Below are 14780 nucleotides of genomic sequence, written 5' to 3'. Positions count from 1 at the left end.
TGCTGTGCCAGCTCATGGAAAATAACCCCAAGATTACGGCGCAATGCGCCGAATAATCGCTTCTTTCTCGCCTTGGGGATAAACACCACGTGATATTTACAATCCCAACGCGTATGGCTCAGACTTTGATACTCTTTCATTTGAAACTCCTTCTCTTGGTCGAGATCGGAGCTTCACAATGACCGTTGTATAGGTCAAACCTTGGTGAGTCCCCCGGCAAAGCCGGGGGTTTACCTCAGATTAATTAAAAAGGGCCCAAGGGCCCTTTTTGCATGTAATCCGCTCTTCAAACTTGGCATTAGGCTTGTGGCGGTGCCGTACGCTTAGGCAGAAATAGCGCCGCAATCTGTGGCCCGCGTTTCGGCAGCTTGGGCAGATCGCTTGGAAATGCCGGAATATCCATGGCATCACGCGCGGCCCGTGACGGCATACGCTCGCCTGCTGGGGCGCTGTCACGCATGCCACCATCACGAACATGCGCATCGCGAACCTGCGAATCACGGCGGCCAAAGCGATCACGCTCACCGCGAGCAGCACGGCCAGCGCCACGCTCGCCTCGATCGGATGCAAAGCGCTCGCGGCTTGATTCACGCTCATCAACAATCTGAATCGTTCCCGGCGAAAATCCTGGCACCGGAATCAATGGCAGATCGCGTTTGAGCAAAGCTTTGATGCCGTTGTAAGCTTTGTCTTCCTCGGGTGCGACCAGTGAAATGGCAATGCCGGTCGCGCCAGCACGGCCAGTGCGGCCAATGCGGTGCACGTAGTCTTCAGGATTGGTCGGCAGCTCGAAATTCACCACGAATGGCAAGTCGGTCACGTCCAGACCCCGCGCGGCCACATCGGTTGCCACCAAGACTTTGGTCTCACCCGCTTTGAATTTATTCAGTGCCTCGGTCCGCGCTTTCTGATCGCGGTCACCATGAATCGCTTCGCAATTAAACCCGGCGCGTTTTAGCTCGCGTGATACTTGCTCGGCACCGATTTTGGTGCGGCAAAATACAATCACCTGACCCATATCATGCACACGGATCAAATGCGCCAGCAAGGCGCGCTTGCGGCCGGTTTCCACCGGGTGCAGCTCTTGCTTGACCGATTCATTGGCCGAATTCTGGCGTGCCACTTCGATCTTGACCGGATTATTCATAAACTCATTGCTGAGCTTGACGATTTCCGGCGCAAACGTCGCCGAGAACAGCAGCGTTTGCTTGCGATTGGTACACAGCTTGAAGATCTCGCGGATATCGAGGATAAAGCCCATGTCCAGCATGCGGTCGGCTTCATCGAGCACCAAGATTTCGACTTGTGACAAATTGATATTTTTTTGCCCGATGTGATCAAGCAAACGGCCTGGTGTCGCAACGAGCACTTCAACCCCCGCGCGCAGCGCCGGAATTTGCGCTTTCAGATCGACGCCGCCGTACACTACATGGCTACGCAAGCCGGTGTATTTGCTGTACGTCGCCACGTTGTCGTACACCTGATCAACCAGCTCACGCGTTGGCGCGAGAATCAGCACACGAATCGGGTGACGCGCTGGCGATACGCTGGTACTGGCATGACGGATGATCTTGGTCAGGATCGGCAGCGTAAACGCGGCGGTTTTGCCGGTACCGGTTTGCGCGGCACCTAAAACATCCTGGCCGGTCAGAATGACCGGAATGGCTTGTGACTGGATTGCGGTCGGGTTTTCATAGCCCTGCTCGGCAACTGCCTTTTGAACTTCAGGCGCAAGGCCAAGCGTTGCAAATGTCATACCCATACCACTCCAATGTGCAATTTCAACTAAAGCGGCACTTTACACCAAGCAGGCCCAACTGCCTACCAAAGCCTGTTGATTACACCGCTAAGCGGGGAAAAATCCGGATAAAAACCAAGCATTTACCGAGCAGGCCAGAAAAAAGTTTATCTGGCACGATGCTTGAGAACCAGCGAGATAATTTTGGCCCGGTGATTATCCTTTACATCGCGCAGGCTATCGCCAACCAGCTGCACGATTTGATCCTCACTGGCCTGCGTATCGCGCGCCTGCATGTCAGAGAGCATCAGCTGCTGCAATTGCCAAAATGGCGCATCACACAAGTTCAGCGTGGCATCGGCAATAAACACAGCCGAAGCAATACTATCAATCTGCAGCTGCAGCTCCTGCCGGATACAGCCGCGCCATGTTTCAATCGCGGCGCTGACGCGCTGCTGCCCCGCATCGAGCGCCGGTTCTGCCCAGGCCGTAGGAGCAAACAGGAAAAATAAAGCGATCAGCCATTTGCAGTTCACACGCACTCCCCAGCATGTCGATCACGCCTTCGATCCGGCGCAAAAAAGAGCGATATCTTAATCGCAAATCGGCAGCAAGCCCACAGCAATCAAGCCAAGACACTGGCCTGACCTTGAGCGAAAACATTGGTGCCGTCACTTAATGGCAGTACACTATCGGCTCTTTGTTAATCTCCTGCCTGGAGCCTCCGAATGTACGAAACTGCCCGCGAATACCTGACCACCGTGCGTGATTTGCACCGTTTTGCCGTCAGCCGATTCAATGCTGCCGAGCTGTTTTATGGCCATGGCACCAGTGAAGCATGGGATGAAGCGGCGTATCTGATCCTCTCCACACTCAAATTGCCGATTGATCGGCTTGAGCCGGTATTTGATGCCCGGCTGCTGCCTGAAGAAGTCGAGCTGGTACTCAATATCCTGCAAGAGCGAGTGGTCACGCGCAAGCCTGCGTCCTACCTGACCAAAGAAGCTTATCTGGGCGATTTCAAATTCTACGTTGACGAGCGCGTGATTGTGCCGCGCTCCTTTATTGCCGAGATTTTGCTCAATGAAGGGTTGGAGCCGTGGCTGGAGTACCCCGAGCTGATTCATAATGCGCTCGATTTGTGCACGGGCTCAGGCTGCCTGGCCATTTTGATGGCGCATGCCTTCCCTGACGCAGCCATCGACGCGGTTGATCTATCGCCCGACGCGCTGGATGTCGCGGAAATCAATGTGCTCGATTACAACCTAGGCGACAGGATTGATCTGCTTGACTCGGATCTCTTTAGCGCTGTGGAGGAGATGAAGTACGATCTGATTATCTCCAATCCGCCGTATGTTGACGCCCACAGCGTGGAAGAGCTACCACCCGAATACCTGCACGAGCCGGAAATGGCGCTGGGTAGCGGCGAAGACGGCCTTGATATTACCCGCCGTATCTTGGCGGAAGCCACGCAGCATCTGAATCCGCACGGCATACTGGTCGTTGAAATCGGTCACAACCGCGACGTACTGGAAGAGCAGTACCCTACCTTGCCATTTGTCTGGCTGCCCACCGAATCAGGCGATGGCTTTGTGTTCTTGCTCACACGCGAAATGCTGATCGAAGCCGGCTTGTAAGCTTGATGCTCCCTGTTGTATGCGACGATACGACAGGGGGCTTTATTCATCGCCATCTGCCCCCAATCAAGCTCACCAGCCCTACTTTCGCCACTTGTAGGTTTTTATCCTCTTTTCATGCCTTGCGCATTGCACAAGAAACAAAGCTGAATTTATACTGACGCCAACTTAATCTTTGACGTGGGCTAATTTAATCATGCTGGAATTTCTGATCATCACGCTCATTGTACTAGCCTGTTTGCCGTTTATTCCCTGGTCGCGTTTTAGCAAGAAAAAATCCCTGCTCGATCAGGAACTACACCCGCTGACCACACAGGCCGCGCCCTTGACTATGCTGCAGCATAAACAAGAAAACTAAGGGTATATCGCTACAAACCAAGTTCAACAAGTCCCAGAATCAAATACTCGTGAGCCGTATAAGTAGCTCTTTCTTGCGCCTGATCGTATTTCAACGACGATCAGGCGCAAGCGGCGTACAATAGCGCCGTCATGCAAAACACCTCCCCCAACACGCCCGCCCTGCATTGCCTGGAACACGTCTTTGGCTATCGCGCCTTTCGCGGCGAGCAGGAGCAGATCGTCAATGCGCTGTGCGCAGGGCAAGATGCGCTGGTTCTGATGCCCACTGGCGGCGGCAAATCGCTGTGCTACCAGATCCCCGCCTTGGTGCGCGATGGTTGCGCGATTGTTGTTTCACCGCTGATCGCGTTGATGCAAGATCAGGTCGAAGCGCTCAAAGAGCTGGGCGTCGCTGCGGCCTTTTTGAATTCAACGCTCGATGCCTCCGCTGCGCGCGAAGTCGAAAACGACTTTCTGACTGGAAAACTCAAACTCCTCTACGTCGCGCCCGAGCGGCTGATGACGCAACGTTTTCAGTCCTTGCTGCGCCAAGCGCACATTTCGCTATTTGCGATTGACGAAGCACATTGCGTATCACAATGGGGGCATGATTTCCGCCCTGAATATCTGGCGCTGTCGATTCTGGCGAGCGATTTCCCCGGTATTCCGCGCATCGCGCTCACCGCAACGGCCGATCACGCCACGCGCGCCGAGATGAAACAGCGGCTGCAGCTGGAAAACGCGCAGGAATTTGTCGCCAGTTTTGATCGGCCCAATCTGCGCTACACGATGGTCGAGAAAAAAACCGCGCGCGACCAATTGCTGACTTTCCTGCGCCGCGAGCACGAAGGCGACTCGGGCATCGTTTACTGCCTGTCGCGCAAAAAAGTTGAAGACACCGCCGCGTGGCTGCGCACCAAGGAAATCAGGGCGCTGCCCTACCACGCCGGGCTCGATGCCAGCACGCGCGCCAAGCATCAGCAAATTTTCCTGCGCGAAGAAGGCGTGGTGATGGTGGCGACGATTGCCTTTGGCATGGGGATCAACAAGCCCGACGTGCGCTTTGTCGCGCATCTGGATTTGCCCAAATCAATCGAAAACTACTATCAGGAAACCGGCCGTGCTGGCCGCGATGGCCTGCCCGCCAATGCCTGGCTTGCGTATGGCCTGAATGATGTGATGCTGCTGGCCGAGATGATCGAGCAAGGCGGCAGCCCGGAAGAACAAAAACACGTTGAACGGCGCAAGCTCGACGCCATGCTGGGCCTTGTTGAAGCAACCGAATGCCGCCGGACGGTGTTACTCGGCTATTTTGGCGAGAACGCGATCGCTTGCGGCAACTGCGACAACTGCCTGAATCCGCCACAACTGGTTGAAATGTCTCAGGCCGCGCAAAAAGCGCTGTCATGCGTGTATCGCACCGGAAACCGCTTCGGCGTCGGTCATCTGGTCGATGTGCTGCGCGGCAAAAGCAATGCCAAAGTGGTGAGCAATCTGCACGATAAAATCAGCACCTTCGGTATCGGCAAAGACATCGACGAAGCCAGCTGGCGCGCCGTTTTCCGCCAACTGCTCGCCAAAGGCGCATTGCAGCTCTCGCCCGAAGGCCACGGCGGGCTGCAATTGACCGACGCAGCCCGTCCGTTTTTAAAAGGCGAAAACCCGCTCTATCTGCGCGCGCGCACCGAGAAATTCAGCTATCGCGGCGACAAAGGCAGCGAATTTAGCTCTGAAGCCGATCAGGCGCTGTGGCAGGCGCTGCGCAAACTGCGCAAGCAGCTGGCTGATGAAATCGAAGCACCTGCCTACCACGTGTTTGGCGATGCCACGCTCAAAGAAATGGTTCGCCTGCGCCCACTGGATCATTACGAGCTCTCGCGCATCAGCGGTGTGGGTGATCGCAAGCTGGAAAAATACGGCGACGCGTTTTTACGCGTCTTGAACGAGAATAATCTGGCGCTGTGAGGCGTGAGGCGTGAGGCGTGAGGCGTGAGGCGTGAGGCGTGAGGCGTGAGGCGTGAGGCGTGAGGCGTGAGGCGTGAGGCGTGAGGCGTGAGGCGGCAGAATACCAACCCAGGGTATATAAATCCAGCCATTTATTATCAACAGCCTCAAGAAGATACCCATCAAATCGACAACGTAGGGCGTAGTCGCCGCAGGCACTACGCCATCGACCTCAGCATTTCAGGCGTATTGCCGCTACGTATCAAATACGCCCTAGCGTAATGAAGCCTCAATCGTCTTATGACATCGGCACTACGGCTGCCGCATCCAGCAAACGTTGCACCTTGCTCAGTTTGCGCATCAATGTGGCCTCATCGCACACACCCGTCTGTGCGACCTGATGTATATCGCTGAAGACGGCAAAGAAAGCCAGCCGCAGACGTATACCCGGATCAAAGTCCGATTTATTCAGATAATTGCCCAGCAGTTTCAAATCCGGCCGCACGGTATCGAGCTGCACCAGATCCAGCTCGCAATGGCTAAAACGCACCATGCCCGGATCAATCACGCCGCACAGGCGGTGCGTATCCGGATTCACCAGAAAATTAGCCGCGTGCGCGTCACCATGGATGATGCTGCTGGTCTGGCGGTTTGACAGCGGCAATTGGGCAAATTTGCCCGCCAGCTCGATCAGATCTTCGCGCAGCGGCTGGCTGATCCATTGTGCCGCGTTGTGACCATTGAGCCAGGCAACGCGTGCCTGCAGATCGGCCTGATAGGCAGCGGCAAACTGGCTGTGCCATTGCCCGGCTTCGTCCTGAAAACCCATCTCGCAGCTAATCGCGTGCAGGCCGCGCAGCCAGTCGACAAAATCATCGGCAAAGCGGTCGATTTCAATGGGCGATTCCAGCTCATGGCTGGCGGGCGCGCCGTGAATATACGTCAGCACCAGCGCCTCGCCTTGCTGGCCGGGCTGATGCACGGCAATCACTTCCGGCAGCGCCAGACCATGCACGTATTGGCGCAACTGATTGAGCGCTTGCGCCTCACGCTGCGCCTGATGAGGCTGGCGGTAGCATTTGAGCACGGCGCGCAAACGCCCCACCTGCACCAGATACACGTCGGCCTGAAAGCCGGTAATTTTTTCCACGGCAGTCGCGTTTCCGCCCAGATAGCTCTGGCACAAGCGCTCAACCTGCCCTTGCTCAAGAATAAACATGACTCACCACCTCAGATCAATATTAAGGGTGAGCATGCGCCTGGCGGGCACAGCATGTTTTGCGCTGGCACAAATCTGCGGCAGATAATCGCGATAAAGCACGACACAGGATTAGCTGGGGCTTTGAGCACAGACGAGGGCAGGCCTCGTCTGCGCACGGCCTTAATCCGCCTGCAGCATCAGCATAGGCGTTGTTCGCGCCAGCGCGAGCAAGCGTAGCCCGACTGTCAACGCGGTCAGCGCCATGCCGGCCAGGGCGGAATACAGCGGCAAAGCCCAGTTGATGAGCCACGGCAGGTTGAACACGCTGTAGGCGATATACCAGGCGCCGATAGCGGCCACCAGACCGGCCATCAGGCCTGCCACGGCACCGAGAAACAGGCTTTCCAGCCACCAGATTTGTGCAATGCGCCGCGTACTGGCGCCTAGCGAGCGCATCAGCGCTGCTTCGCGCCGCCGCTCGGCTTCATTGGTGTCCAGCGCCGCCAGCAACACCGTCAACCCCGCTAGCACGCACATCACAAACACCAGCCGCAGGGCGGCTGACGCCAGACTAATCACCGATTCAACTTGCGCCAGCACCTGCCCGACGTCGATCACCGTGATATTGGGCATGGCGCGAACCAGATCGGGAATCAGCTGCGGCTGCGTTTTGGGGAGATAAAAGCTGCTGATTGCGCTGCTGGGCTGCTCGCGCATCATCACCTCGGAGCCAATAACAAAGAAATTGGCGCGAAACGAGCCCCAGTTCACCTTGCGTAAATTCACCACCGGCGCACTCACCGGCATACCGGCAATATCAAAAGTGAGTACATCGCCCAGCCGGATGCCCAGCTGCTCGGCCAGCTCGGCCTCCACCGACCAGCCCGGTTGCTGCTGATTGAGCGGCGGGCCTTGCACGCGCTGATTATCGGCGCGCTCTTCCTCGCCCCATGACAGATTGAATTCGCGCTCGGATAGCCGCCGCGCGCGCGGCTCGGCATAGCTATCGGGTTTGACGCTCTGCTGATTGTGCAAGACCCAGCGACCACGAATCATCGGCTGTACCTTGGGCTGCGGCAATCCGGCCTGCACAAACAGCTGGCTAAATTGCGCCTGCTGCTCGGGCTGGATATTCACGGCAAAATGATTGGGCGCATTGGCAGGCACCTGCGCGCGCCAAGCCGCGAGCAAATCGTTCTGCACCACGGTTAATAGCCATAAACCGCACAGACCCAGGGTTAACGCGGCCAATTGCGCCAGCAGCAAGCCGGGCTGGCGCAGCATTTGCCGCAAGGCGATTTTGGGGCTACCACGCTTGAAGTAGCGCTGCATCAGATGGAGTACGCCGTAGGAAAGCAGCGCCACCGAAGCCAGCGCCAGCACAATACCCCCACCCACTATAGCCGCCAGCTTTATATCTTGAGCAATCTGCAGCAAGATACCCACCATGGCCAATATCGTGATGCCGTATTGCCAGACCCAGTGCACATTCACGCTCAGATCACGGCGCAGCACGCGCAAAGGTGGCGTTTTGGCCAGCGTCAGCAAAATCGGTCCAGCCGAACCGAGCAACAGTACCAAGCCGAGCAAGCTGGCCCAGCCCCACGGCCACAGCGTACCCGCAGGCAGCGGCGCTGGCAGTTGATCGGCGATCAGCCAGACCAGCAGCGTTTGCGCCAGCCAGGCCAGCGCGCCGCCCAGTACGGCGGCAAAGCCAGCGAGCAACAACAACTGGCTAAACAAAATAGCGCGCACCTTGCGCTGGCTCGCGCCCAGCGTGCGCAGCAAAGCGACCGTATCAAAATGCCGCAAGGCAAAGCGCCGGGCAGCCAGCACAATCGCTACCGCCGCCAGCACACCCGCCAGCAGCGCGGCCAGCCGCAAAAAGCGCTCGGCACGATCGATCGATTGCTTAAGCTCGGGGCGCGATTCACGCACGTTTTCCAGGCTTTCGCCTCGCGCGAGCTTGGGCTTCATACTCGCCTGCCACTGCTCAAGCTGTGCTTCCTCTCCGGCTACCATCAGCCGGTATTTCACCCGGCTGCCAAAGCCGAGCAAGCCGCTGGCGGCCAGATCGGCCTCACTGATCAGCAGGCGCGCTTGCAGGCTGGAAAAATCAAATGCCGCGTCAGGCTCGCGATCAATAATGCCGCTCACCGTCAGATTGAGCTGCCCGACTTGGATCGTTTGCCCGGTCTTCACCCCCAGCACCGCCTGCAAGCGGGCGTCGATCAGCGCCTCACCACTGCGCAGGGTTGCGTTCTGCGCTGGCGGCAGCAGGGCCAGCTGGCCGCGCAAGGGATAGCTGGCGCTAGCGGCTTTCACTGAAGCCAGACTGGTCTGCTCGCCAAAGCTGACCATCGACGGAAAGGTGGCCGTGCTCGCGGTTTGCAAACCATACTGCTGCGCCAGCTGTGCTGCCGTCGGCGCAATCGCATGATCGGACACCAGCACGGCATCGGCGGCCTGCAATTGATTGGCCTGCCCTAGCAGCAAGCGCTGTACGCGCTCGGTGAGCATGCCCACGGCGGTGAGCGAGGCAATCGCAATGACCAGCGCCAGCAGCAGTGTTTTGTATTCGCCCGCCGCCATACTGCGCGCAAACAGCCGCCAGTGCAGGCGTAGCGGAGCCCAGCGTGTCGCAAGATTTGCCATGATCAGACCGCCGTTTCCAGTAATGTGCGCTCGTCAGCCGCCAGCCATTCGGTGATCTGCCCCGCCTGCAAGCGCAGCAGATGCGAGCAGCGCGCAGCCAGCGTTTCGTCATGCGTCACCAGCACTAGCGTGGTGCCCATTTCGCGGTTCAGGTCAAACAGCAAATCGGCGATCACCGCGCCGGTGGCGCTATCAAGGCTGCCGGTTGGCTCATCGGCAAACAGCACCGCCGGTTTGGGCGCAAAAGCGCGCGCCAGGGCCACGCGCTGCTGCTCGCCGCCCGAGAGCTGACGCGGCAAATGATCGGTGCGATGCGCCAGCCCTACTCGCTCCAGCCAGTGCGCTGCACGCTGCTCAGCGTCGGCGACGCCTGCCAGCTCCAGCGGCAGCATGACGTTTTCCAGCGCATTGAGTTCGGGTAGCAATTGAAACGATTGAAAAACAAAGCCCGCCAGCTGACCGCGAACTTTTGCCCGCCCGTCTTCGTCCAAAGCCTGCAGCGCATTGCCCTGCAGCAGAATATCCCCTTGCGTGGGTAAATCGAGCCCGGCCAGCAAGGCCAGCAGGCTGGATTTACCCGAGCCCGAACGCCCGACAATGGCCAAACTGGCGCCAGCTGGTACACTGAAATCAATATCGTGCAAAATGGTCAGCGATTGGGAGCCGGTATCAATGTGCTTATAGACATTGCGCACCTCAATCATGCTTGGAGTCAGATCGGACATGTTCAAACGCATCCTTATCAGTATTGGTAGCGCCCTGGCGATGCACGCAGTGCAGGCGGCAGAACCGGTTATTCTGGTGTTTGGCGACAGCTTGTCGGCAGGCTATGGCATTGCCGCCAATCAGGCCTGGCCCAAACTGCTGGAACAAAATCTGGCAAAGCAGGGCAAAAAATACCGGATCGTCAATGCCAGCGTCTCAGGTGAAACGACTGCCGGAGGGCTCACAAGGTTCCCCGCCAGCCTGAAACAGCATCAACCCAAGTGGGTGATTCTGGCGCTGGGCTCGAACGACGGGCTACGTGGCCTACCCATTGCCAGCATGAAACAGAATCTGGGCAGCATGATCAAACAGGCGCAAAACGCCGGTGCCAAAGTGCATCTGATCGGGATGCAGATGCCACCTAATTACGGCGCCAGCTACACCCAGCAATTTGCGGCGGCATATCCTGAGCTGGCCAAAACATACAAAGTCAGCCTGAGCCCGTTTTTGCTCGAGCCGATTATTCAGCAAAACCGCTACTTCCAGCCCGACCAGCTCCACCCCACGGCTGCAGCACAGCCGATTTTGCTGCAATACATTCTGAAAGACTTTCAAATATAAAGGGGTATATGCCTGCAAGCCAATACTGAAAATTGCTTCAGGCATATACCCCTATCAGCTATGGGCTGGCGCAAGCGCCAGTCTATTGTGGCAACGGTTGCAGCGGCTGCACCAGCTTGACTACGCGGCTCACGCCCGATACCGAGGCGGCAAGATTGGCGGCTTTATCGGCCAGCGCTGGCTGACTCATGCCCAGCAAATACACGGTTGAGCGCTCGGTAATCACCTGCAGATGCACGGCCGAGGCATCACCTGTGGCGGTGAGTAATGCGCTTTTAACCCGGGTGGTCAGTTGGGTATCATTCAGGCGCTCGCTCGTCGTGGAAACCGGCCCCACATACAGCTCATTGAATACGCGTTTGGTTTGGGCAAACGAGCGGGCGATTTCCTCCGCGCGCGCTTTGGCGGCAGCATCAGGCACTTCACCGGTCAGCAAAACCTGGCCATTGAAGGTATTCACCGTCACGTGAGCCCTTTCCTTCCATTCATCGACCAGCCGTGCACTAATATTGGCACCCAGCGTCGTATCCTGTTTGATCGTCAGGCTCGGGCGCGGATCAGAGCCGATCCAGGCGCCAACGGCAACACCACCGGCAACGACCAGCGGCACGCAGGCACTCAGGCTGCTGACCAGCAAGGCAGCAGTTATCAGACGTTTCATCATTAATCACCTCCGAGCAACATATAGTCAACGGCATCACACAGCGCATGAATCGCCGTGATATGCACTTCCTGAATCCGCGCCGTGCGTGGGTGGTTGACACAGATATTGACGTCATCGCCCGTCATCAAATCGGCGATCTGCCCCCCATCGCGGCCGGTAAAGGCCAGCACGGTCATCTGCCGGTCGTGCGCGGCATGAATGGCCGAAATCACATTGGCCGAATTTCCCGAGGTGGAAATGGCCACCAGAATATCGCCAGCGCGACCGAGCGCATGCACCTGCTTGGAAAAAACCAGATCAAAATCATAATCGTTGGCAATCGCGGTGAGCGCCGACGAATCGGTTGTCAGCGCAATCGCAGGCAAACCGGGGCGTTCGCGTTCAAAGCGGCCGACCATTTCGGCGGCAAAATGCTGGGCGTCCGCCGCCGAGCCACCATTGCCGCACGCCAGGATTTTGCCATCGGCAATCAAGGTTTGAACCACTTTTTCGGCGGCCAGCGCAATGGCCGGGCTGAGCACCTCCATCGCTGCCTGCTTGGCAGCAACGCTTTCCTCGAAATGCTGCTGAACACGTTGAATCAAATCCATGGTTTATCCTTTTTTATTTGCCTTGGCGCAATAGCCGATACGCTTTATCCGGCTTAGGCGCTAATGCAGTTTTTCAGCCAAGAAATGGTCTGGCCATCGATACAAATGGCATCAAACCGGCACGCAGGCGGCGATTTGATGCCTTGCAAATACTGTTGGGCACTGGCCCAGAGCTTAGCCTGCTTGGCCGGGGTAATACTGGCCGCAGCGCCGCCAAAACGGCTGGACTGGCGCATGCGAACTTCAACAAAAACCAGCTGCTTGCCGTCTTGCGCCACCAGATCGATTTCACCGTGGCGGCACGACCAGTTGCGCGCCAGAATGGTCAGCCCGTGCTCGATCAGATAGGCCGCAGCCATCTGCTCGGCCAGCTGGCCTTTGTCATTCATCGGCTGCCATCCGGCTGGCCCATGGTTCTGAGCTGCATATCGCGCTGAACAATATTATCGGCGCCCAGACTCAGGATGCCGGTCACACCGTCCAAACGCTCAAGCTGCCCCCCTGCAGACAAGATGGCGGCAATTCGCCACGCATCAAGCCCCAGCGCAAACAATCTCTCCAGATCATTCGAGCTCGAACGCACTCTATCGTACAACTCGTAGCCTTCCTGAGTCGGGTTGGCCAGCCAGGGCATGTCCAGATATTTGATTCCCGCCAAGTCAATCAGCGTGGTGGCAGGCAAGCGTCCGGGGTTGATCTGGCTGGTAGCGTAGATGGCGCGCTCATTACCCAGAAATGGCCGGATCGCCCGGGCCGCCTTGGCATCCATCGCCAGAAACACGGCATCGGCCGACACTTCGGCCAATTGTGTTTTCAATTGCACCGCATCACGACGCGGATTGGCAATGGTAATCATCACCGGATCGCTACCGGTGTGCCCGCGCCAGGCAGCGACAAAACTTTGCGCCAGCCGCTGGGCAATTGAATCTTCTGTTTGCAAAACAACCACCTGTTGCAGGCCATCAAGCTTCATCAATTGCGCGGTGGCCGCAGCATCGGCTTCGACGCCCAGGCCAAAGCTATAGAGCTTGCCCTGCGGCAAGGTGGTGGTGTCAAAGCTGTTGAGCGCGATCACTGGTACGGTCAGATCGGTACTGTCGGCCAGAAAATTAAGCGCCGATTTGGTCAAAGGCCCGATCACCGCCACCGCGCCGCCGTCCACCGCTTTCTGGTACTGGGCCTGAACGTCTTCTTCCTTGTCGGTGGTATCAAACATTCGTAGCGGTGGCGAATCACCACCGCCATGCACGCGCTCAGCGGCCAGAATACCGGCACGAATCTGGTCTACCGCCGGTTTGAACGCCTTGGCATGGCCGGGCAGCAAAAGCGCGATATAGCCCGTTTTGGCAGCAGTCACCTCGTCCTCGGCGTGCGCAGTAGTGGCCGTGACGCCTAGCGAGACGTATAGTAGCGCACTCATACCCGCAAGCCGGGCAACAAATCGGGCTGCGTCAAACGACTTGATGGCGGCCGCTTTTGCTAAAGTAGCCGCAGCGTCAAAGGTGTTGATCTGCGAGCCAAGGAGATTTTTTACGTGCATAAGCCTGATATTCCTGTCAGCAAGTCTGCATTATATGTGGTTGCCACGCCAATCGGTAATCTGGGTGATATTACCGAACGCGCACTGGCCGTATTAAAGCAGGCCGATGTGATTGCCGCCGAAGACACGCGCGTCACCGGGCAGCTGCTCAAACAGTTTGGCATCAGTACGCCGATGATTTCGGTTCGCGAACACAATGAGCGCACCATGGCCGAAAAAATCGTCGCTCGCTTGGCCGCAGGCGACACCGTGGCACAGGTTTCCGACGCGGGCACGCCTGCCGTCTCCGACCCGGGCGCGGTGCTGGCAGCAGCAGTACACGCCGCCGGTTTTGCCGTGATTCCGGTGCCCGGCGCATCAGCGCTGACCAGCGCTTTGTCGGCCAGCGGTTTTAGCTGCGCCCATAGCCTCTTTTACGGTTTTTTACCGCCCAAAAGCAAGCAACGGCTCGATGCGCTGACCGCGCTGCGCCAGCTGCCTTACCTCACGGTGTTTTACGAAGCCCCGCATCGGATTGCCGAATGCGTAGCCGATATGGCCACCGTATTTGGCGGCGAACGTGAAGCCGTGCTGGCGCGCGAATTGACCAAAACCTATGAAACCATTCGCCGTGCGCCGCTGGCCGAGCTGGCGCAATGGATTGCCAGCGATAGCAATCAGCAGCGCGGCGAAGCGGTGATTGTGGTCGATGCCGCTGCGCCTGAAGAAAAAGCCGAAGGCAGCAGCTACGACAGCTTGCTGACGCCTTTGCTGGCCGAATTGCCACTCAAGCAGGCCGTTTCGCTGGCACAAGCCATCTCCGGTGCTCCGCGCAATGCCCTGTACGAGCGTGCGCTGGCGCTAAAAAACGCCGATTAGCAAAAAAAATCGCACGAGCTGCTTGCCAAGCGAGCACTTTGTGTCTAATATGCGCTCTCTACACAGCACCTGCCCAGGTGGCGAAATGGTAGACGCAGGGGACTCAAAATCCCCCGCCGCAAGGTGTGTCGGTTCGAGTCCGACCCTGGGCACCAGCAAACAACCCGCACAGCACATCAGTCTGGCGGGTTTTTTGTTGCCCGCAGCTTGCAGAAAGCATGGGTATATCTATACAAGTCAATCTAAATATACCCTACAGAGCAATACCCCATCACCACTCGATCAAAC

General features: G+C 57.6%; 15 protein-coding genes and 1 tRNA gene. 6 read left to right on the top strand and 10 right to left on the bottom strand.

Annotated features, from left to right (window positions below; all coding sequences use genetic code 11):
- The 3 genes from FLS37_RS07230 to FLS37_RS07220 form a co-directional block, all read right to left on the bottom strand.
- Positions 1-140: transposase (locus FLS37_RS07230; RefSeq protein WP_198314525.1), on the bottom strand; the 140-nt coding region annotated here is incomplete at its 3' end.
- A gap of 158 nt (positions 141-298) precedes the next feature.
- Entirely contained in the window at positions 299-1756 is a 1458-nt protein-coding gene (locus tag FLS37_RS07225) for a DEAD/DEAH box helicase (RefSeq protein WP_157315402.1), read from the bottom strand.
- Between the two features lie 149 nt (positions 1757-1905).
- Positions 1906-2274, bottom strand: a complete 369-nt coding sequence (locus FLS37_RS07220; protein ID WP_157315400.1) for a hypothetical protein — start codon at positions 2272-2274, stop codon at positions 1906-1908.
- 192 nt (positions 2275-2466) lie between these two features.
- Here FLS37_RS07220 and prmB point away from each other — a divergent pair, with 192 nt between their 5' ends.
- From prmB to recQ, 3 genes are all read left to right on the top strand, one after another.
- Positions 2467-3375, top strand: coding sequence for a 50S ribosomal protein L3 N(5)-glutamine methyltransferase (prmB, locus tag FLS37_RS07215; protein ID WP_157315398.1), 909 nt, complete (start codon positions 2467-2469; stop codon positions 3373-3375).
- 196 nt (positions 3376-3571) lie between these two features.
- Positions 3572-3733, top strand: coding sequence for a hypothetical protein (locus tag FLS37_RS07210; RefSeq protein ID WP_157315396.1), 162 nt, complete (start codon positions 3572-3574; stop codon positions 3731-3733).
- 131 nt (positions 3734-3864) lie between these two features.
- Entirely contained in the window at positions 3865-5679 is a 1815-nt protein-coding gene (gene recQ, locus FLS37_RS07205; RefSeq protein WP_157315394.1) for a DNA helicase RecQ, read from the top strand.
- A 277-nt stretch (positions 5680-5956) separates the two neighbouring features.
- Here the strand turns inward: recQ and FLS37_RS07200 are convergent, their stop codons facing one another.
- The 3 genes from FLS37_RS07200 to FLS37_RS07190 all read right to left on the bottom strand — a co-directional run bounded on the left by FLS37_RS07200 (position 5957) and on the right by FLS37_RS07190 (position 10239).
- Complete coding sequence (locus tag FLS37_RS07200) at positions 5957-6877, bottom strand: phosphotransferase family protein (protein ID WP_157315392.1); 921 nt, start codon at positions 6875-6877, stop codon at positions 5957-5959.
- Between the two features lie 162 nt (positions 6878-7039).
- Complete coding sequence (locus FLS37_RS07195; RefSeq protein ID WP_157315390.1) at positions 7040-9514, bottom strand: ABC transporter permease; 2475 nt, start codon at positions 9512-9514, stop codon at positions 7040-7042.
- A gap of 2 nt (positions 9515-9516) precedes the next feature.
- Entirely contained in the window at positions 9517-10239 is a 723-nt protein-coding gene (locus FLS37_RS07190; protein WP_232522528.1) for an ABC transporter ATP-binding protein, read from the bottom strand.
- Between FLS37_RS07190 and FLS37_RS07185 the strand changes: the two genes are divergently transcribed.
- Positions 10238-10840 (top strand): arylesterase, encoded by a 603-nt coding sequence (locus tag FLS37_RS07185; protein WP_198314524.1) that lies wholly within the window; start codon positions 10238-10240, stop codon positions 10838-10840. The two genes, FLS37_RS07190 and FLS37_RS07185, sit on opposite strands and share 2 nt — an antisense overlap.
- 82 nt (positions 10841-10922) lie before the next feature.
- Here the strand turns inward: FLS37_RS07185 and FLS37_RS07180 are convergent, their stop codons facing one another.
- The 4 genes from FLS37_RS07180 to FLS37_RS07165 are packed head-to-tail and all read right to left on the bottom strand — an operon-like array spanning position 10923 to position 13634.
- Positions 10923-11504 (bottom strand): BON domain-containing protein, encoded by a 582-nt coding sequence (locus tag FLS37_RS07180; protein WP_157315386.1) that lies wholly within the window; start codon positions 11502-11504, stop codon positions 10923-10925.
- Positions 11504-12094 (bottom strand): phosphoheptose isomerase, encoded by a 591-nt coding sequence (locus tag FLS37_RS07175; RefSeq protein ID WP_157315384.1) that lies wholly within the window; start codon positions 12092-12094, stop codon positions 11504-11506. The genes FLS37_RS07180 and FLS37_RS07175 overlap by 1 nt, the downstream gene beginning before the upstream one ends.
- A gap of 53 nt (positions 12095-12147) precedes the next feature.
- Positions 12148-12483 carry a YraN family protein gene (locus tag FLS37_RS07170; RefSeq protein WP_157315382.1) on the bottom strand — a complete coding sequence of 112 codons (336 nt, stop codon included), beginning with the start codon at positions 12481-12483 and terminating at the stop codon, positions 12148-12150.
- Complete coding sequence (locus FLS37_RS07165; protein WP_157315380.1) at positions 12480-13634, bottom strand: penicillin-binding protein activator; 1155 nt, start codon at positions 13632-13634, stop codon at positions 12480-12482. The genes FLS37_RS07170 and FLS37_RS07165 overlap by 4 nt, the downstream gene beginning before the upstream one ends.
- Here FLS37_RS07165 and rsmI point away from each other — a divergent pair.
- Both rsmI and FLS37_RS07155 read left to right on the top strand, forming a co-directional pair.
- Positions 13629-14492, top strand: coding sequence for a 16S rRNA (cytidine(1402)-2'-O)-methyltransferase (rsmI, locus tag FLS37_RS07160; RefSeq protein ID WP_232522527.1), 864 nt, complete (start codon positions 13629-13631; stop codon positions 14490-14492). The genes FLS37_RS07165 and rsmI overlap by 6 nt on opposite strands.
- 71 nt (positions 14493-14563) lie before the next feature.
- A tRNA-Leu gene (locus FLS37_RS07155) sits at positions 14564-14647 on the top strand.
- Positions 14648-14780: the final 133 nt, after the last annotated feature.

The sequence above is a fragment of the Chitinibacter sp. GC72 genome, assembly GCF_009760905.1.
Classification (GTDB): Bacteria; Pseudomonadota; Gammaproteobacteria; order Burkholderiales; family Chitinibacteraceae; genus Chitinibacter.
The sequence above is the reverse complement of the archived record's forward strand: the minus strand, read 5'-3'. Positions and strand labels throughout refer to the sequence as shown.